At 66.9% G+C, this 17,952-nt stretch carries 15 protein-coding genes; 3 read left to right on the forward strand and 12 right to left on the reverse strand.

Annotation, left to right across the window (positions count from 1 at the left end; genetic code table 11):
- The 8 genes from ACWPW1_RS04685 to ACWPW1_RS04720 all read right to left on the reverse strand — a co-directional run bounded on the left by ACWPW1_RS04685 (position 1) and on the right by ACWPW1_RS04720 (position 7,072).
- Positions 1-1,209 (reverse strand): amino acid deaminase, encoded by a 1,209-nt coding sequence (locus ACWPW1_RS04685; RefSeq protein ID WP_454252446.1) that lies wholly within the window; start codon positions 1,207-1,209, stop codon positions 1-3.
- The gene (locus ACWPW1_RS04690) at positions 1,206-1,979 is read right to left on the reverse strand and encodes an IclR family transcriptional regulator (RefSeq protein WP_454252447.1); all 774 of its coding nucleotides are present in this window, start codon (positions 1,977-1,979) and stop codon (positions 1,206-1,208) included. Before ACWPW1_RS04690 ends, ACWPW1_RS04685 begins: the two co-directional genes overlap by 4 nt.
- A gap of 14 nt (positions 1,980-1,993) precedes the next feature.
- Positions 1,994-2,380 (reverse strand): RidA family protein, encoded by a 387-nt coding sequence (locus ACWPW1_RS04695; RefSeq protein WP_454252448.1) that lies wholly within the window; start codon positions 2,378-2,380, stop codon positions 1,994-1,996.
- 27 nt (positions 2,381-2,407) lie between these two features.
- On the reverse strand, positions 2,408-3,184 hold the full coding sequence (locus ACWPW1_RS04700; RefSeq protein WP_059313668.1) for an amino acid ABC transporter ATP-binding protein: 777 nt from the start codon (positions 3,182-3,184) through the stop codon (positions 2,408-2,410).
- Positions 3,181-3,843, reverse strand: coding sequence for an amino acid ABC transporter permease (locus ACWPW1_RS04705; protein ID WP_059313669.1), 663 nt, complete (start codon positions 3,841-3,843; stop codon positions 3,181-3,183). The genes ACWPW1_RS04700 and ACWPW1_RS04705 overlap by 4 nt, the downstream gene beginning before the upstream one ends.
- A gap of 10 nt (positions 3,844-3,853) precedes the next feature.
- Positions 3,854-4,516 carry an amino acid ABC transporter permease gene (locus ACWPW1_RS04710; RefSeq protein ID WP_184292191.1) on the reverse strand — a complete coding sequence of 221 codons (663 nt, stop codon included), beginning with the start codon at positions 4,514-4,516 and terminating at the stop codon, positions 3,854-3,856.
- Positions 4,517-4,563: 47 nt separating this feature from the next.
- Positions 4,564-5,343, reverse strand: coding sequence for a transporter substrate-binding domain-containing protein (locus ACWPW1_RS04715; protein ID WP_454253898.1), 780 nt, complete (start codon positions 5,341-5,343; stop codon positions 4,564-4,566).
- 268 nt (positions 5,344-5,611) lie between these two features.
- Entirely contained in the window at positions 5,612-7,072 is a 1,461-nt protein-coding gene (locus ACWPW1_RS04720; RefSeq protein ID WP_454252449.1) for an N-acyl-D-amino-acid deacylase family protein, read from the reverse strand.
- Positions 7,073-7,248: 176 nt separating this feature from the next.
- On the opposite strand from ACWPW1_RS04720, the gene ACWPW1_RS04725 reads away from it, so the two are divergent.
- The 3 genes from ACWPW1_RS04725 (at position 7,249) to ACWPW1_RS04735 (ending at position 11,059) form a co-directional block, all read left to right on the forward strand.
- The gene (locus tag ACWPW1_RS04725; protein ID WP_454252450.1) at positions 7,249-9,267 is read left to right on the forward strand and encodes a methyl-accepting chemotaxis protein; all 2,019 of its coding nucleotides are present in this window, start codon (positions 7,249-7,251) and stop codon (positions 9,265-9,267) included.
- Positions 9,268-9,363: 96 nt separating this feature from the next.
- The gene (locus tag ACWPW1_RS04730; RefSeq protein WP_454252451.1) at positions 9,364-9,795 is read left to right on the forward strand and encodes a LexA family protein; all 432 of its coding nucleotides are present in this window, start codon (positions 9,364-9,366) and stop codon (positions 9,793-9,795) included.
- Complete coding sequence (locus tag ACWPW1_RS04735) at positions 9,788-11,059, forward strand: Y-family DNA polymerase (protein ID WP_454252452.1); 1,272 nt, start codon at positions 9,788-9,790, stop codon at positions 11,057-11,059. Before ACWPW1_RS04730 ends, ACWPW1_RS04735 begins: the two co-directional genes overlap by 8 nt.
- Before the next feature lie 15 nt (positions 11,060-11,074).
- On the opposite strand, the gene ACWPW1_RS04740 is transcribed toward ACWPW1_RS04735, so the two are convergent.
- The 4 genes from ACWPW1_RS04740 to cycA all read right to left on the reverse strand — a co-directional run bounded on the left by ACWPW1_RS04740 (position 11,075) and on the right by cycA (position 17,807).
- Positions 11,075-13,180, reverse strand: a complete 2,106-nt coding sequence (locus ACWPW1_RS04740; RefSeq protein WP_454252453.1) for a TonB-dependent receptor — start codon at positions 13,178-13,180, stop codon at positions 11,075-11,077.
- Between the two features lie 11 nt (positions 13,181-13,191).
- Complete coding sequence (locus ACWPW1_RS04745) at positions 13,192-14,406, reverse strand: MFS transporter (RefSeq protein ID WP_454252454.1); 1,215 nt, start codon at positions 14,404-14,406, stop codon at positions 13,192-13,194.
- Positions 14,396-16,309 (reverse strand): IucA/IucC family protein, encoded by a 1,914-nt coding sequence (locus ACWPW1_RS04750; protein ID WP_454252455.1) that lies wholly within the window; start codon positions 16,307-16,309, stop codon positions 14,396-14,398. The genes ACWPW1_RS04745 and ACWPW1_RS04750 overlap by 11 nt, the downstream gene beginning before the upstream one ends.
- A gap of 124 nt (positions 16,310-16,433) precedes the next feature.
- Entirely contained in the window at positions 16,434-17,807 is a 1,374-nt protein-coding gene (cycA, locus tag ACWPW1_RS04755; protein ID WP_454252456.1) for a D-serine/D-alanine/glycine transporter, read from the reverse strand.
- Positions 17,808-17,952 lie beyond the last annotated feature (145 nt).

Below are 17,952 nucleotides of genomic sequence, written 5' to 3' on the forward strand. Positions count from 1 at the left end.
TCAGAAGCAGGTCGCGAAGGTCTCGACCACCTGCAGCCCCTCGTCGACGATGCAGCCCTGGCGCCACTTGTCGAAGGTCAGGCAAGGATGGGAGGTGCCCAGGGCGACGATATCGCCGATAGCCAGCTCCGTACCTGGCGCGACGACCATGAAGGCATGCTGGTCCATGATGGCGGTGACGGTGCAGCCACTCATGTCTACGGCTGCGCTAGTGGCCTGACCCGGTCGGTAGCGGCGTAATGGCAGCGGCAGGCCGGCGTCATGGGCGACGTCGCGCTTGCCCAGGGCCAGGATGGCAAAGCCGGGTTCGGGCAGCGACTGCACGTGGGCCCAGACCTCCAGCGCTGGCTGCAGGCCCTCGGCCAGGCCGGTGCGCGCCAGGACGCCGCCCTGGGCGTCGCGGTAGATGCCGTGGTCATGGACCACATAGCTGCCGGGGCGCAGGACGGCCAGGAAACGTTCTCGTACCTCCAGCCGATCGAAGGCGGCGGCGATCAGGTCGTACCAGGCCGAGCCCGAAGCGGTGACGATGGGCCGGTCGAGGGAGAAGGCGCCCTGGCCACGCAACTCCTCGGCCAAACGCACCAGGGAATCGGCGAAGGCGCGGATGTCGGTCACTGCCTCGACGCCGTGAATCACGCCCTCGTAACCTTCGATACCGGTCAGCCGCAGCGCCGGTTGTCCGGCGATGGCCTGGGCCAGGGCACGTACCTCGGATTCGCTGCGGCAGCCGCAACGACCGCCGGGCACGCCGTATTCGATCATCACCTGCAGCGCCAGGCCGCGTTCGGCGAAGAAGGCGCCCAGGGCCGTGACCTGATCGGGATGGTCCACCAGGCAATGGAAATCGAAATCAGGGTCGGCGCTCAGTAGCTCGGCGATCAGCGCCATGTTCGGCGCCCCGACCAGCTGGTTGGCCATCAGCACCCGGCGTACGCCATGGGCCTGGGCGGCGCGGGTCTGGATCGCGGTGGCCAGGGTCATGCCCCAGGCGCCGGCCGCCAGCTGCCGCTGGAACAGCGCTGGCGCCATGCTGGTCTTGCCATGGGGCGCCAGCTGCGCGCCGCGGTCGCTGGCGAAGGCCTGCATCCAGGCGATGTTGTGATCGAGCGCCCGCTGGTGGATGACCAGGGCGGGCAGGGCGATGTCGCGGAGCAGGCTGTCGCCAGGGGTGGCGGCGCCTTTCTCGGGGGCATGTAGAGCGGTCATGGATTCTCCTGGCCGCCCAGGCGCTGGGACAGGCGGCGAGCGCTGTCGACCAGCACCTGGCGGTACTCGGCATGGTGGGCCTGGGCGTCGGCACGGGGCGCGACGATGCACAGGGTGGCGATGCACAGGCCGCTGGCGTCCTGCACCGGAGCGGCGAAGCAGTGGGTGTAGGTGTCGGCGATGCTGTCGAAGGAAAAGAAGCCCTCGGCGCAGGCGCTGCGGATCTCGGCGATGAAGGTCGCCGGCGGCAGGCGGCTGCCATCGGGCAGGATGAAGTCGTCCGGATCGATCAGGGCGAGGATCTCGGCGTCGCTCAGATGGCCGAGCAGCAACCGGCCAGAGGCGGTCCAGGGAATGGGCGCGTCCTCGCCGACGTTGGAGGAGATGCGAAAGGCGCGGGCGCCTTCCTTCATCAGCGAGACGGTGTACTTGCGGCCGTTGAGCTGGCACAGCTGGGCGGTCTCGCGGGTCCGGGCGACGATGTCGTCCAGCAGCAGCCCGGCCTCGCGGGCCAGGTCGAAGTGGCGCAGGTGCGCCTGGCCGAGAAAGTACAGCTCGCGGCCCAGGTAGACCTGACCGTCGCGGCCCACGGCATCGAGCATGTGCCGCTCCAGCAACAGGCCGACCAGGTCGTAGACGGTGGACTTGGGAATGCCCAGGCCGGCGGCGATCTCGTTGGGTCGCAGCGGCCGACCCACCCGCTTGAGGTGATCGAGGATGTCGAAGGCGCGGTCCAGGCCGCGGGCTCTCTGGCGGGTAGGTTCGGTCATCTGTGTGATTTGTCTCAGGCCTTGGGTTTGTAGGCGATGCAGTCGATCTCGACCTTGCAGTCCACCATCATGGAGGATTGCACGCAGGCGCGCGCCGGGGCGTTGTCGGCGAAGTATTCGGCGAACACCTTGTTGAAGCTCCAGAAATCGCGGGGATCGTCCAGCCAGACGCCGGCGCGTACCACGTGCTCCAGACCGTAGCCGGCCTCGTTCAGGATGGCGATCAGATTCTGCATGGTCTTGTGGGTCTGGGCGACGATGCCGCCGTCGATGATCTCGCCGTTCTCCATGGCCACCTGGCCGGAGACGTGCAGCCAGCCATCGGCTTCCACCGCACGGGCGAAGGGGAGGGGTTGGCCACCTGCGCCGCGTTCGCCGGCGCCGTAACGAATGATGCTCATGGTGTTGCTCCTGTAGCGGGGGATGATTCAGAAGGAGGTCCGGCCGAGGAATTCGGCGAGACGGGTGGAGCGGGGCCGCTCGAACAGTTCGCGCGGCGGACCCTGCTCCTCGATGCGACCCTGGCTCATGAAGACGATGCGATCGGAGACCTCATAGGCGAATCTCATCTCGTGGGTCACCAGCAGCATGGTCATGCCATCCTGGGCCAGGTCCTTGATCACTGCCAGCACCTCGCCGACCAGCTCCGGATCCAGCGCCGAGGTGGGTTCGTCGAACAGCATCAGGCTGGGGTTCATGGCGATGGCGCGGGCGATGGCCACCCGTTGCTGCTGACCGCCGGAGAGCTGGCCGGGATGGTGGTCGCGCCGCTCGAGCAGCCCGACCCGACGCAGCCACTGCTCGCCGAGGGCGATGGCTTCGTCCTTGCCCATCTTCTTGACCTTGCGCAGGCCGAGGGTGACGTTTTCCAGGGCGGTGAGGTGGGGGAACAGATTGAATTGCTGGAAGGCCATGCCTGTGAGCGAACGCTGGCGGGCGACCTCGCGCTCCGGCAGGCGCTGGCGGCGACCGCCGTCTTCGCGGTAGCCGATGGCCTCGCCGGCCAGCTGGATGCTGCCACCCTGAAAGTCTTCCAGCAGGTTGACGCAGCGCAGCAGGGTGGTCTTGCCCGAGCCACTGGAGCCGATCAGGGTCACCACGTCGCCACGGTAGAGGCTGAGATCGATGCCCTTGAGCACCTCCACCTCGCCAAAGCTCTTGTGCAGGCCGTTGATACTCAGCAAGGGGTCGTTGGCAGCGGTCATGGCAGGGTCACCCGTTTTTCCAGGTAGCGGCCGAGCCGCTCGATGGCGAAGTTGATGAGAAAGAACAGCAGTCCGGCGAACAGATAGAACTGCAGGGTCATGAAGGTGCGGGCGATGACCTGCTGGCTGCTAAGCAGCAGTTCGGCCACGCCGATCACCGAGAGCAGGGTGGAGGCCTTGACGATCTCGGTGGAGGCGTTGACCCAGGTCGGCAGGATCTGGCGCAACGCCTGGGGTAGCAGTACCTCCTGGAGACTCTGCACGAAGGTCAGGCCAATGGCCTTGGCGGCCTCGTGCTGACCGCGCGGGATGGCCTGCAGGGCGCCACGGACGATCTCCGCCACATGGGAGCCGCAGAACAGCAGCAGGGCCGCGGTGCCGGCCTGAAACGGCGTGGGTCGCAGGCCCAGGGCAGGGGCCATGTAGTAGCAGGCCAGCACCAGCACGAACACCGGGGTGCCGCGGATCAGATCGGAGTAGAGGCGGAACGGTAGGCGCAGCGGCCAGCGGCCGTAGGTCAGCGCCAGGCCGCCGAGGGTACCCAGCAGGGTACCGCCCAGCACTGCCAGCAGCGAACAGGCCAGGGTGGTGGCGAAACCGGCGGCCAGGGTCTGGCGAGCGTTCCACAATTCCAGGAACCAGGAGGGGGCTTCGTACACGTTCGGGCTCCTAGCGGGTCAGGCTCAGTCGCCGCTCCAGCTGGCGCAGCAGCAGGGCGATGACGTAGCAGGTGAGGATGTAGAGGACACTGGTCACCAGCCAGGTCTCGATGACCCGGTAGCTTTCCAGGTTGATCTTGCGTGCCTGGTAGGTCAGCTCCGGCACGGCGATGGCCGCTGCCAGGGAGGTGTCCTTGAACAAGGAGATGAAGCTGTTGGAGAGCGACGGCAGGACGTTGCGCAGCATCACCGGAATGATGACGTAGGCCTTGATCTGCCATTCGCGCAGGCCGATGGCCAGGCCCGCCTCGCGCTGGCCCTTGGGAATGGCCATGAGGCCGCCGCGAAACACCTCGGCCAGGTAGGCCCCGGCATAGAGCGCCAGGGTGATGAGAAAGGAGCTGAGCTTGTCCAGGCGGATGCCGACGCTGGGCAGGGCGAAGTACAGCAGCAGGATCAGCACCAGGATCGGGGTGTTGCGCACCAAGGTGACGTAGCCCGCCGCGAGCCAGCGCAGCGCCCGCACCCGCGAGAGCAGGGCGAAGGCGGTGGCCAGGCCGATCAGGCAGCCGATGGCGATGCCCACCAGGGCCAGCTGCAGGCCGAGGGCGAGCCCGGCCAGCAGGTGATCCAGGTTCTGCCACACGGGGGCGAAGTTGAGGGTGTAGTTCATGCTCGACGTCTACCGAGAGGGCGCGGACGAACCGCGCCGGGCCAGGATCACTTGAACTCGACAGGGAAGCCGATCGCCGGAGACGGCAGCTCGACACCGAACCACTTCTTGAAGGACGCCTGGTAGGTGGGGAATTCCACACCGGTCATGGCCTCGTGCAGGGCGGTGTTGACGAAGTTCAGCCAGTCCTGTTCGCCGCGCTTGACCGCGCAGGCGTAGGTCTGGGGGCTCCAGGCATAGTCGGGCGAGCGGTAGCGACCGGGATTCTGGGTCATCAGGTACTTGACCGAGGACTGGTCGGTGGCCACGGCGTCGGCACGGCCGGTGCCCAGGGCCTGGTAGAGCAGATCGACGCTGTCGTACTGATCGACCTTGGCGCCGGGCAGCGCCTGGTGCACCAGCTCCTCGGCATAGACGTTCTGCAGCACGGCCACGGTCAGGTCGCCCTTGGCCGCCTTGAGGTCGTCGATCTGCTGGTAGCGGCTGTTGGCCGGCAAGAGCAGGGCCACGCCCTCACGGTAATAGGGCAGGGTGAAGGCGACCTGCTGGGCGCGGCTGGCGGTCACGGTGATGAACTGGCAGCTGATGTCGACCTTGTCGGTGAGCAGGTTGGGGATGCGCGCATCCGAGCCCTGGACGACGAATTCGACCTTTTCCGGATCGTTGAACAGCCCCTTGGCGATGACCTTGGAGATATCGATATCGAAGCCCTGCAACTTGCCGTCGGCGCCTTGGAAGTGCCAGGGGGCGTTGGTGCTGCCGGTACCCACTATCAGGTGACCGCGCTTGAGTACGTCATCCAGCTTGGCCGCCTGGGCGCCGGTCATGGCGACCAGACCCACCAGCAGCGCCAGTGTTTTCCACCCCTTCGTCTTGCCCGTCATTGTGCGACTCCTTTTCCGTTATAGCGGAATTATGTTCGTAACAACGGAATGGATTGCAGTCACTGTGCCAGCTTTTTCGACGGCTTTGCAAATCAATGGCTTGGCTTGAACGACGGGCAAGGAAGAGGCTCTCGGTGCCGTGGGTGGCACCGGGAAGTGGCGGAAGGTAACGGCGGCGCACCAGGTCAGGACGTTACCCGGTAGCGTTCGATCAGCAGCGTGGGAAGGTTTGCCGCAGGTCCCCGGCACGGGGCAGGAAGCGGCCATGGCGCTCGTCGATGCTCTGGTCCGGCACATAGGCCAGACGGCCATTCACCCAGACGGCGTGGATGCCTTCTGCGGGGCGCTGTGGCTCGCTGAAATCGGCCACATCGCGAATGCGGGCGGGATCGAACAGCACCAGGTCGGCATGGGTGCCCGGTTCGATCAGGCCGCGATCCTTGAGGCCGAAGCGCGCGGCGGAAAGACCGGTCATCTTGTGCACCGCGGTGTGCAGGGGGAAGAGACCGAGGTCACGGCTGAAATGGCCGAGCACCCGCGGAAAGGCGCCCCAGAGGCGTGGGTGCGGGAAGGGATCCTCGGGCAGGCCGTCGGAGCCGATCATGCTCAGCGGATGGGCCAGGATCAGCCGCACATCGGCTTCGCTCATGCCGTAGTAGACGGCCCCGGCCGGTTGCAGGCGGCGTGCGGCGCTGTCCAGGTCCAGCCCCCAGTCGGCGGCGATGGCGTCCAGGTCGCGGCCGCCGCATTCGGGATACGGGGTGGACCAGGTGATGGTGATGCGATGCCGATGGGTGACCTGCTTGAGATCCAGGGTGGAGGAGCTGGCGGCATAGGGATAGCAGTCGCAGCCAACCTGTTGGGTCTGCGCGGCCTCGGCCAGGGCGCCGAGCAGTTCCGGTGCGCGCCCCCAGTTGTCCACCCCGGCGCACTTGAAGTGGGAGACCACCACCGGTGCCCGGGCCTGGCGACCGATGTCCAGGGCTTCGTCCAGCGCTTCGTGGACCGCGGCGAATTCGCTGCGCAAATGGGTGGCATAGAGTCCGCCCAGGGCATCCAGCTCCGCGGCGAGCTGGGCCACCTCGTCGGTCGGGGCCGCCGCGGCGGACGCATAGGCCAGGCCGCTGGAAAGCCCCAGGGCACCGGCGGCCAGGCTGTCGCGCAACTCGGCACGCATGGCGGCGATCTCGGCCGGAGTGGCGGCGCGGTAGAGATCATCCAAGTGATTGCTGCGCAGCGCCGTGTGGCCCACCAGGGCGGCGACATTGACGCCGGGACGGGCCTGTTCCACGGCGGTGCGGTAGGCGGCGAAGGTGGGATAGACGAAAGCCGCGGCCGGGCCGAGCAGATTCAGCGGGTCCGGCGGCTCACCGCGCAAACGGACCGGCGCGGCGCTGATGCCGCAATTGCCCACCACCACGGTGGTGACCCCCTGGCTGAGCTTGGGCAGTTGCTGCGGCCGGCGGATGACCATGCTGTCGTCATGGGTATGGACGTCGATGAAGCCAGGCGCCAGCACCAGGCCGCTGCCGTCGCGGACCTCTCGGGCTGGTTCAGTGGCCAAGTCGCCCAGCTTTTGGATACGTCCGGCTGCGATAGCGACATCAAGCGGCCTGCCCGGACGGTCGTGGCCGTCCAGCACCAAGGCATTGCGAATCAATAAGTCATGCATGCTAGAGCTATCCGAAGACCGTTGAGGGGCGGCTTTCGACCGCCGAGTGGCAAATAGCCAGGGAAGCGAAGCGACAGCTCGATAAAGACGAAACTGTTACAAGAATTTTTGTCTATTACGTCACAAATAGGGCGGTACAGCCCTAATGACCCCTTTCGCCGCCGCCCGAGCTAGCCATGAATCTGCTGACCCCTGCTGTAACGATAATGAATCGCCTGAGGTTCCCCGCCAAGTTCGTCTGCCTCGCCACCATCGTTCTGGTGCCGCTCCTGTTTCTCAGCGTCTACCTCTATCAGGATATCCAGGAGCAGCGCGTGAGCCTGACCCAGGAGATCGACGGTCAGCGCTATCTGACGCAGCTGACCCCGGTCGCCCGACTGAGTATGTTGCAACGTGCCCTGACCAAGCGTGTCCAGGATGGCGACACCTCGGCGCAGCAGGATTGGCAGAACAATCGCGACAACCTGCTCAAGGCCTATGACGACCTGGGGCAGTTGGATCGTGAACTCGGCGGGAAGCTGGAAACCGGCGATCGCGTCAGCCAGCTGCGGCTGGGAGCCGAACGGCTGCTGCAGGGAACCTCAGGCAACTCCCTGGAGGTGTTCGAAGGCTGGAATGAGCAGCTGACCAAGACCCTCAACTTCTTCTATTACGTCTCGGCCACCTCGGGCCTGGCGCTGGATGCCGACTACACCAGCCTTTTTCTCATCGATATCACCTCGCTGCGACTGCCGCGGGAGATCAATCTCATCGGCCAGCTGCGCGGCCTGGCGAGCGGCCTGAGCGCTACCAACAGCTTCGATCCGGCCACCCTCAATGTGGCGCGTACCCTGGTGCGCCAGGAGCAGCAGACCGCCGACGAACTGGAGCAGGGTTTGCGGCTGCTGGCGCGCCAGGCGCCTGAGCTGGCGCAACGCCTCAAGGGCTCCCTGGCGCTCGCGGCGGACGACTATGCCAACTTCCGCCAGGGCATGCTGACCGCCATGAGCGGGGAGGGTGTGGTTGCCGGGCGCGCTCTGGGTGCCCAGGGCAATGCCGTGGTCGCCCGCTACTACAAGGTTTTGGAAGAGGCCCAGGGCCTTCTGTCCCAGATGCTGGCCGAGCGCCTGGCCCATGAGACCGCGCTGCGCAATATGATCCTGGGCATGATCCTGGGGGCCTTGCTGCTGCTGAGCTACACCTTCGCCGGCATCTACCAGGCCCTACGCCTGGGGATCGCCGAGCTGGTCGAGGTGACCGCCGCCGCTGCCCGGGGCGATCTGAGCCGCCGGGCCGCCTTGTCCGGGCGTGACGAGATCGCCGGCATCGGTCGTAGCCTGGATGAGATGCTGGAGGCCTTCGGTCGCTCGCTGCGCGAGGTCGATCAGGCGTCCCATGCGGTCGCCCAGGCGTCCGGCGCCCTGGCTGGCTCCATCGGTCAGGCACGCTCGACCATGCAGGCGCAACAGGGCGAGACCGACCAGGTGGCCACGGCCATCACCGAGATGACCGCCAGCGTGGCGGACGTCGCCAACAACACCGAAGGCGCTGTCGCGGCTGCTCAGCAGGCCGATCAGGCCACCCGTGACGGCGCCCGGGTGATGCAGCAGACCCAACAGGCCATCGAAGCCCTGGCCGCCGAGGTGGATCTCAGCGCCACCAAGGTCGCCGCCCTGGAAAGTCACAGCCAGGCCATCGGCGGGGTCATCGCGGTGATCCGTACCATCGCCGAGCAGACCAATCTGCTGGCCCTCAACGCCGCCATCGAGGCCGCCCGGGCCGGTGAGCAGGGCCGCGGCTTCGCCGTGGTGGCCGACGAGGTCCGCACCCTGGCCTCGCGCACCCAGACCTCCACCGAGGAGATTCGCCGCATCATCGAGCAATTGCAGGCCGCTACCGGCGAGGCCGTCGGCCAGATGCAGGCCAGCCGTGGCCATGCGCTGACGGGGGTCGCGGCCGCCGAGCAGGCCAGCGCCAGCCTGACCAGCATCGGTTCCGCGGTGGGACGCATCGTCGACGTCAACGTGCAGATCGCCAGCGCCGCGGAACAACAGGCCGCGGTGTCCGAGGACATCAACCGCAACACCACGGGCATCCGTGCCAGTACCGTGCAGGTACTGAGCGGGATCGAGTCCGACGCCGGTACCGCCGAGCGCCTGGCGGGCCTCTCCCAGGATCTGCGCAGCGTAGTATCGCGCTTTCGCCTCAGCGCCTGATGGCGCCGCTCATCGGCAGGAACCAGGTCCGACTTTACAACCTGGCTCCTGCGGATAACTGTATAAATAGACAGTTATCCGCAGGAGCACCATGTCATGTCCGTTACCGTCCTGGGTTGCCTGGCGTCGTCCGACACCCAGCTGCCGCTCTATGATTTTCGCCTGCCGTGCGGTTTTCCCTCGCCGGCCCAGGATCATCTGGAGCGCCAGGTCTCGCTGGACGAACTGGTCGACCTGCGCGCTCCTCATACCTACGTCATCCAGGTCAGTGGCGACAGCATGACCGGGGTGGGCATCTTTCCTGGCGATCTGGTGATCATTGACCGCGCCCGTCCGGCGCGGGTGGGCGATATCGTGGTGGCGGTGCGCGATCGCGAACCCACCCTAAAGCGCCTGGGCCGGCGCGGCGCGAACTTCGTCCTGCTGGCGGAAAATCCCGCCTATGCGCCGCTGGTCATCGGCGAGCGCGACGACTTCGAAGTCTGGGGTGTGGCCACCCACAGCCTGAGGCACTTTGGCCATGGCTGAGTCGGTATTGGCGCTGATCGACTGCAATGCCTTCTATTGCAGTTGCGAGCGGGTCTTCCGCCCCGATCTCGCCGGACGCCCGGTGGTGGTGCTATCGAACAACGACGGCTGCGTGATCGCCCGCTCGGCCGAGGCCAAGCGCTTGGGCATCGCCATGGCCGCGCCCTGGTTCCAGGTGCGCGAGCTGGCCCAGCGTGGCGAGGTCGCGGCCTTCAGCTCCAACTATGCGCTCTACGGCGACATGAGCGACCGGGTGATGCGCACTCTCGCAACCCTGGTGCCGCGCCTGGAGCGTTACAGCATCGACGAGGTATTCGCCGATCTGGCTGGCCTGCCCGAGCCCCTGGACGCCCTCGGCCACCGCCTGCAGGCGCGGGTGCAGAAATGGACGGGCATCCCGGTCAGCGTCGGCATCGCCAGCACCAAGACCCTGGCCAAGCTGGCCAATGCCGCCGCCAAGCGCTGGCCGGAGCGCACCGGTGGCGTGCTGGATCTGCGCGATCCGGTGGTGCATGACTGGGTGCTGAAGCATTCGCCGATCGAAGACGTCTGGGGTGTCGGCCGGCGCCTGGCCGCGCGCCTGCGGGGCGAGGGCGTCACCAATGCCTGGGAACTAGCCGCGCAGGATGCCTGGTCACTGCGCCAGCGCTACAGCGTGGTGCTGGAAAAGACCGCCCGGGAATTGCGCGGCCTGGCCTGCCTGAGTCTCGAAGAACTGGAGGCGCCGCGGCAGACCATTTGCAGCAGCCGCATGTTCGGTCGCCGCCAGTACCAGTTCGGCGCCCTGGCCGAGGCGGTGGCCAGCTACACCGCCCGCGCTGCGGAAAAGCTGCGCGCCCAGGGTTCGCTCTGTCGCACCCTGAGGGTCAGCATCCAGACCGGGATGCATGGCGCGGACGAGGGCCGCTATGCCAACGCCAGCCTGCTCAACCTACCGGCCCCCAGCGACGACACTCGGGTACTCAACGACTATGCCCAGTCCGGCCTGCGCGAGATATTTCGCGACGGTTTCGGTTATGCCAAGGCCGAGGTGTTGCTGCTCGATCTCTGCGGCCGTAGCGAGGTGGCCGCGGATCTCTTCGTTGGCGCGCCGGATCCGGCCGCTACCCGGCTGATGGCAACGCTGGACGCCATCAACGGCAAGTTCGGTCGCGAAACCCTGCGTCCAGCCCGGATTCCGCGCGATCCCGCCTGGCAGATGCGCCGCGACCTGCTCAGCCCGCGCTACACCACCCGCCTCGATGAACTCTGGTCGGTGGGTTGAGCGCCGGAACGACCCTCACCAGTCGATGGCATAGGCCAGGCTGAAGGTGCGGCCCTGGCCCTCGGGGTAGGGCGCCCGGCCGCTGGCCTGGGCCAGCAGGGTCTGGTAGCTGCGATTGGTCAGGTTGTAGATGCCACCTTCCAACCGCCCCTTGGGCAGTTCGACGGTGCCCAGCAGGTCCACCAGGGTATAGCCGTCGATGCTGCGTCCGTTGCCATCGCGATCGGCGGCGTCGTAGTCGGCCAGGCGCATGCCCTGCAGGCGCAGGTTGTAGGCCTGCTGGGTGTAGCCGAGGAACAGCGTGGTCTTGGCCGGCGAAATGCGGGTGGCGGGCAGGTCGATCCACTGGCCGTTCTGCCGGGTCTCGCCCTTGGACCAGGCGTAGCTCCCGCCCAGCGACCAGTTGTCGTCGAGCCGCCAGGTCAGGCTGCTCTCCACGCCACGCACCCGCTCGCGCTGGTCGATCAGCCGCAGAACCCGGTCAGTGGCGTCATAGAACTGGGTGACGTCCGAGGTGTTCTGGTAGAGCGTGACCTGGGCCTGCAGTGGCCGCCAGTTGCCGCGCCAGCCGAGTTCGTAGCTGTCGACCTTGATGGCCTGGGCATTGAGATTCTGGATGTCGTAGGTGCTGCCGACGTCACGCAGGAAGCGTTGGATGTCCGGCAGCGAGAAGCCTTGGCTGAAATTGGCGAACACATCCTGCTGGGCCGAGAGGTGATAGACAGCACCCAGGTTGTAGAGGGTGGCGTCGTATTTCAGGGTGCCGCCCTGCAAGGTGCCGCCGCGACCGGTGCGGACCACGTCGCCAAAGGCGGTGCTGTCTTCCACTTCGCTGTCGATCCATTCGCGACGGACGCCACCGCGGATGGTCCAGTCGCCGATGTCCCAGGCGGTCTGGGCGAACAGCGCCTTGGTCGCGGTGGCCAGTTCCGGACCGAGATCGTAGGTCACGCCGGTCTTGCGATAGTCCAGACCGTTGACCGCGTACTGGTCGCCGGTCTGCTCGGCGCGCTCGTGGCTGTAGTCCAGGCCCCAGACCAGGTTGCCCATGGCTTCGCCGATCTGCGGTAGCGGGGTATCGACCGCTGTGCGCAGGCCGTAGACGGTCTGGCGGCTGTCGGTGGCGGAATAGCCGGCGCGGCCACGGGAGATGTCGGGAAAGAACAGCGCAGCGGACTTGCGCCAGTAGCTCTCGACGTTCAGCGTCTGGCCGAAGAAGGCCGCGTCGCTGTAGTTGAGGTTGATGGCCTGGTTGGTGGTCTGCGGCTGGTCGTCCAGCTGCAGGCCCTTGACCGCCACCGCTTCCCGATTGTTGTTCGGGTCCTTGGTGTAGTCGGTGTCCTGCCGATCGCGATAGTCCTGCAGCCCCAGGGTCAGCTTGCGGTCATCGTCCAGGGCATAACCGAAGCGTCCCTGCAGATCGCGGGTGTCGGTGTCCATGTTGCTGCCCTGGGAGGTGTCCTGGGGAATGCGCTCGCCCTGGGCGTCGAATTGGTCGTTGCGCTGGGTGTAGGCGCCTGACAAGTACCAGTCGAACGGACCTTGGCGGCCGGTGGCACTCTGGAAGCCCTCGTAGGCGAAGCCCTGGCGCTGGAAGTCCTTGCCCGTAGTCAGGCCGAGCTTGCTGCTGAAAGCCAGATCCTGACCCTGGTTGCGTTTGGTGATGATGTTGATGATGCCGCCGGAAGCGCCCGCGCCGTAGATGCTGCTGGCGCCGGAGATGACCTCGATGCGCTCGATGCTCTCCGGCGCGATGCTGTTGAGCTGACGGAAGTTGTCGCGGGTGGCGTTCTGCGACACCCCGTCGATCAGCACCAGGGTATTACGCCCGCGCAGGGTCTGGCCGTAGTTGCTCATGCCACCACTGGACGGCGCCATGCCAGGCACCAGCTCACCGAGGATGTCGGCGATGCGGCGACCCGCTCCTGTCTGCTCGCGCACCTGGGCGGCATCGATCACCTGGACCGAACCGGGGATGGAGGCGATGGTGCTTTCCGCGCGAGTGGCCGAGATCACCGTGGGTTGCAGATTGGCGACCTCATCGGTGGCGGCGTCCGTGGCCCAGGCAGCCGGGCCGAGCAAGGCGGTGGCGATGAATGCAGCGAGTCGAGTGGGATGCATGACGATACTTCTTATTGAGGGGTGGTTGGGGAGGGGTTAGGCGCCTGACAAGCCGGCGTCAGGCGGGACTGGCGGATCAATCGGATGCCCAGGGCGGCGGCGAAATAGAGAGCCGCGACCAGCCAGAACGCCTGGTCCAGACCTGCCACGGCCATGGCCGTGCCGCCGAGCAGGGTGCCGAGCAAGGCCCCGGCCTTGGCCGCGCTGTTGCCCAGGCCCAGGGCGAAACCCTGCTGCCGGGCGTTCAGGGTGTTGGCGATCAGGGCATAGGCCACGGGCAGCAGCGCACCCTGCCAGAGGCCCCAGAGCAGGCGGGTGGCCAGAAAGCTCGCCCAGCTGCCAGCCAGGGCAGTGGCGGCTAGGGTAAGGGCGCAGGCCCAGGCCACGCCTTCGATGAGGGCCAGCGTCCGCGCCGGTTGCCAGCGATCGAACAGCCGCGCCCAGAGCGGCGCGGACAGCGCCAGGCTCAGGGCGCTGGCGCCATAGGTGGCGCCGATCAGCCAGCCCGGTGCCTGCAGCACCTGGGCGACATAGAGGGCATAGAAGGGCTGCGGCATGAGCTTGGCCGCCTGCACCAGCACGATCACCAGCAGGATGCCGGTCAGCCAGCCCCGGGGCAGGGCCTGCGCCTGACCGCCCTTGTGAGGGCGTGGCTGGGGACGATCCGCCGGTAGCCAGAGCGCTGCCAAAGCGCACAGCAGGCAGATGGCCAGGGCGCTGGTGCAGAGTAGGCGAAAGCCCACCGCATCCAGCAGCCAACCGCCCAGCACGGGGCCGAGCAGAGAGCCGAGGGCGGTGACCGATTGCAACTGGGCGAGGGTGCGACCGCGACTGCCGCCAGCGCACCAGACCAGCGCATAGGCCTGGGCCGCAGCCAGGAAGCCGGCCAATCCACCCTGAACGACCCGCACCGCGACCAGCGCCCAGGCGTTGCTGACCACCGCCGCCAGGCCCTGACAGAACGCCAGGGCCAGCAGCGCGCGCAGGATCATCGGCCGGTGTCCGGTACGGTCGCCAAGCCGCCCCCAGAAGGGGGTCAGCAGCATGGCCGCCAGCAACGGACCGGCATAGACTGCCGAGGACAGCAGCGCGGTGTACCGGGCCCCTTCCGGCCCGAGCAGGGTGGCGATCTGCAGTGGCCAGAAGGGTCCGCTCATCTCCATGGCGCCCATGGACAGCAACTGGATCGCCATCAGCAGCCGCAGACTGCGGCCTTCAGCAGGCATCCCGGGGCGTCCGCAACGGATTGGCCAGGCGCCCGACGACATCGGTCTGGCTGTCGAGCAGGCGCATGCGCAGAAAGGCCTTGGCTGGCCAGGGTTCCTCCAGCAGCGCCGCCCGCTCGCGCTGCCAGCGCTGCGCGTCCACCATGGGGCGTACCTCGTCGAAGCAGCGGGCGACGGCAGTGGCCAGCAGCTGCCAGGTGCAGGCCTCGGGCAGTTGCCAGTGTCGCGCTCCCAGCAGCGCGAGTTCGCCCAGGTGGCACATGAAGGTGGTGTGCAGCAGCTTGTCGCGGACATGGTCGGCATCGTCGAACAGCGTCAGGGCCGGATCGTGCAGTTCCAGGTCCAGCCCCTGGCCGTGCAGCGTGGCGCGGTCGATGCGGATGTCACCGAAGTCCCGTAGCAGCAGGCGGATCGGGCGGCCCATGGCGTCCATGACCATGAAGCTGTTCTGCTGATGCGCCTCGAAAGCCACGCCGTATCTGAGGTAGATCCCCAGCAGGGCAGGGACGGCAACGGCCAGATAGTCGGCGAAAAAGGCCAGGAAGGCAGCGCCGTCGTCGCGGCCGTTCGCCAGCGCCACCCATTCGCGCAGCAAGGGGCGCTGCTGCTCGTCCTGGGCGAACAGGCTGCCGACCGGGACCGCCAGTTCGCCCGGCGCGAGGCGGCTCCAGGGATTGTCGCGATAGAGCACCCCCAGATGCCGAGCGCGCTCGTCGTCCGCCGGCTGCGGCTGGTAATGCAGGCCGAGTCGCTCGGGAATGATGTCCAGCTGGCGATGCAGCTCGGGTTCGCGCAGCAGGATCTGCAGCAGCAATTCGCTGACCCGTGGCCCCATGCGTGCCGAGCGCGGTGAAACGGTGCGCTGCACGCTGGTCAGGCGCAGGGATACCGGCAGCTTCAACATAGGCGCCGTACGACTGGCCGCGGGCAGTACGGTGCGGAAGGACATGGTAGGCGCCGCTTCGCAGGCGGGGATATCGGTCAGGACCAGCAGGCGATCGGCGATCTCGTCGGCGAATTCCCGCGGCAGCACATCCTCGACCTGCCAGGGATGCACCGGCAGCGGCCAATAGTCGTCACTGTCGAGACCCCGTTCGACGAGATGCCGGCGCAGGCGGGCCGCGGCCTCGGGAAAGCGCTCTTCCCACCAGGTCTGGTAGTCGGGCGTACCGGGCAACCGCTGCACATGGGCGCACTGGCGATGCAAGGCGCACAGGCGGATCTCGATGCGGGCCGCGAATTCGGGCGCGTAGCTGATCAGGCGGGTGGTATCGAGGCCGAGCTTGGTCTTGTAGTTCGGGTGCCAGGGATGGCCCAGGGTGCCCCACTGTTCCAGCTGCAGCGTCGGATTGGCAGGGGCCCTGGCCGCGCGCATCCCGGCCAGCAGGCCCTGGCCGGGATGCTGCGCCTGCAGCCTCGCGCTCCAGTGAGCGTTGAAGGCCAGACAGAGAGTGTCGTTGACCAGGCTGTCGTCCAGCTCCTCGGCCAGACGCTGCAAGGCCTCGCGGCCAGGTGGCTGGGCCAGGTGCTCGCTGAGGCGGATCAACAGTTGCGAAGGCCAGAGGATTTCCTCGCTCGCCGCGCCGGGACGCTGCAGCCAGACCGCGCCGCGCAGGTCCCAGCTGTCCATCCGCCCGGGCACCAGATGCTCGACCCTCAGTCGGGCGCCGTCAGGCAGCAGCAGGCTCGCGGCTCCGGCTTCACCCGGCTGGAAGTCGGCCTCGATCAGCGCCTCCCTGAGCACGGCCTGTAGTAGGCGCTGCAGACTGCGTGCCCGCGCGGGCGCCAGGGTGGCTCGCAACTGTACGAGATCGATGCCCGCGTCCTGAAAGGCCGCGGAGGCGAGCGCCTGCTGCCAGCGCAGCTGCAGGCGATCTTCCTGATTGAGAGACGATAACGACATGCAAAGCTCCTCGGTACCCGGCTGAAAAGTCCGGCCTAGAGCTTATGCAGGTCATCCATCCATGTAAATGAGAATTTATATCAAACGAAATAAATTCACATACGAGATTATTTCCTTTCGACTGTCAGGCGTGCTGCCGCCCGCGCCACCAGTAGCCCAGGCCCAGCAGCAGGAACCACAGCGGACTGGCCAGCAGCGCCTGCCGGGTGTCGTCCTGCAGGGTCAGCAAGACCAGCACCGCGGCGAAGAAGGCCAGCACCCCGTAGCACACCCAGCGCCCGCCAGGCAGCCGAAAGGCCGAGGCGGCGTACTGCTCCGGCCGGTTGCGTCTATAGGCCAGCCAGGCCAGCAGGATCAGCGACCAGACGAACATGAACAGCACCGCCGCCAGGGTGGTGACCAGGGTGAAGGCGGTGACCAGGTTAGGGATCAGGTAGATCAGCACCGTGCCCAGCAACAGGCACAGGCAGGACAGCAGCAGCCCACGCGCCGGCACGGCCGCCCGGGAAAGACGAGTGAGGCCCCGGGGCGCATGGCCTTCGCGGGCCAGGCCATAGAGCATCCGGCTGGTGGAGAAGATACCGCTGTTGGCCGAGGAGGTGGCCGAGGTCAGCACCACGAAATTGATCAGGCTGGCGGCCATGGGTACGCCGGCCAGCACGAAGAGTTCGACGAAGGGACTCTTGTCCGGCACCACCTGGCGCCAGGGCGTCACCGCCATGATCACCACCAGCGCCAGCACATAGAAGACCAGGATGCGCACCGGAATGGAGTTGATGGCGCGGGGCAGGTTGCGCCGGGGATCGGCGGTCTCGGCGGCGGTGGTGCCCACCAGCTCGATGCCGACGAAGGCGAAGACGGCGATCTGGAAGCCAGCGAAGAAGCCACCCAGGCCCATGGGGAAGAAGCCGCCGTCGTTCCACAGATTGCTCAGGCTCGCCACGTTGCCCGAGGGCGACTGGAAACCCCAGAAGACCAGGCCGAAGCCGGTGACGATCAGCGCGCAGATGGCGACGATCTTGATCAGTGCGAACCAGAATTCCATTTCGCCGAAGAGTCGCACCGTGACCAGGTTGAGGCCCAGCAGGAGCAGCACGCAGAGCAGCGCCGGGATCCAGGGCGCGAGGCTTGGAAACCAGAACTGGGCATAGGCGGCGATGGCGATGACATCGGCGATGGCGGTGACGATCCAGCAGAACCAGTAGGTCCAGCCGCAGAAGAAACCGGCCCAGGGCCCGAGCAGGTCGGTGCAGAAATCGATGAAGGACTTGTATTCCAGGTTCGACAGCAGCAGCTCGCCCAGGGCGCGCATGACAAAAAACAGCGCACTGCCGATGATCAGATAGACCAGCAGGATCGACGGGCCGGCCAGGGCGATGGTCTTGCCGGAGCCCATGAACAGGCCGGTGCCGATGGCGCCGCCGATGGCGATCAGTTGCAGATGACGATTGGACAGGCTGCGTTGCAGCCCCTCGGGCGGGGTGGATGACGCGGACATGACGAGCGGATACCTGACGGCGACAGCGGGGGCCACAAGGTAAGAGATGCACGCCGCGGGTGCCAGTCGTTTCACCTGGACAGCATGCCGCAGGGCCGCTGCCGCTGGTGGACGGCGCCACGCCGTCGATCACCCGCAAGACTGG

Source organism: Pseudomonas sp. Marseille-Q7302 (assembly GCF_965111925.1).